The sequence below is a fragment of the Corallococcus sp. CA049B genome, from assembly GCF_003611685.1.
Classification (GTDB): Bacteria; Myxococcota; Myxococcia; order Myxococcales; family Myxococcaceae; genus Corallococcus; species Corallococcus coralloides.
Genome location: NZ_RAWC01000471.1, coordinates 1 through 883, shown reverse-complemented (window position 1 = coordinate 883; position 883 = coordinate 1). Strand labels below are relative to the sequence as shown.

The following is an 883-nucleotide window of genomic DNA, read 5'->3' as shown; positions in this document are numbered from 1 at the left end:
GGGTGAACCCGTCCGGGCCATCCCCCCGGGAACGGCGCTGCTTCCTGGCCGCCCGCCCTACGGCGCGACGGGCGGGAGCGGCTCCGCCAGGGCAGGACCCGCCGGGTCGGCCCGGGCCACGCGGCCCACCCGCTCCGCGTTGACGCGGGCCTGCACGTAGCGGGGCGACAGCCGGGTGGCGGCGGCGTAGGCGGCGCGGGCCTCCTCCAGCCGGCCCAGGCGCTCGCAGGCGACGCCCAGGTTGTTCTGCACATAGGCCACATGGGGCAGGAGGCTGGCGGCCTGGGTGAGGACCTCCACGGCGCGCGCGTTGTCGTTGGCGCGCAGGTAGGCGAAGCCCAGGTTGTTGAGCGCGTGGCCGTGCTCGGGGTCCAGGTGCACCGCCTGCTGGAAGCGCAGGATGGCGGAGGTGAGCTCATGGGCGCCCAGGTGCGCGCGGCCGAGCACCTGGTACACCTCCGGGTCCTCCGGGTCGCGCAGCAGCGCCTCCTCGCCCACGCGGACGGCGTCCGGGAAGCGGCCCTCCGACACCAGCAGCCGCGCCTGCTGCACCAGCGCCCCCGCGTCATGGGGCTCCGCCTGCCCCAGCCGGGCGTACGCGTCGATGGCGAGCTGCGTGTCCCCGGCCAGCCGGGCCGTGCGCGCCAGCTGCGCCAGGGCGTCCGTGGCGCCCGGGTCGTCGTGCAGCGCGCGGCGCAGCTCCGTCACGGCGCCGGACACGTCTCCCAGCTCGCGCAGGCCCAGGGCGCGGGCCACGTGGTCCACCCGGCGGGCGTGCGTGTGCGGCAGCGCCAGGGCGTCACCGGAGATGGGGGCGTCGGCGGGAGCCTCCACGGGGGCGGCCTCGTCCACGAGGCGCGGGGCAGCCACCAGCGAAGGGGTG

Annotated in this window: 1 protein-coding gene; it reads right to left on the bottom strand. The window is 77.7% G+C overall.

The window, feature by feature from the left end:
- Positions 1-57: 57 nt before the first annotated feature.
- Positions 58-883: lipopolysaccharide assembly protein LapB (locus D7W82_RS39775; protein WP_120623198.1), on the bottom strand; the 826-nt coding region annotated here is incomplete at its 5' end.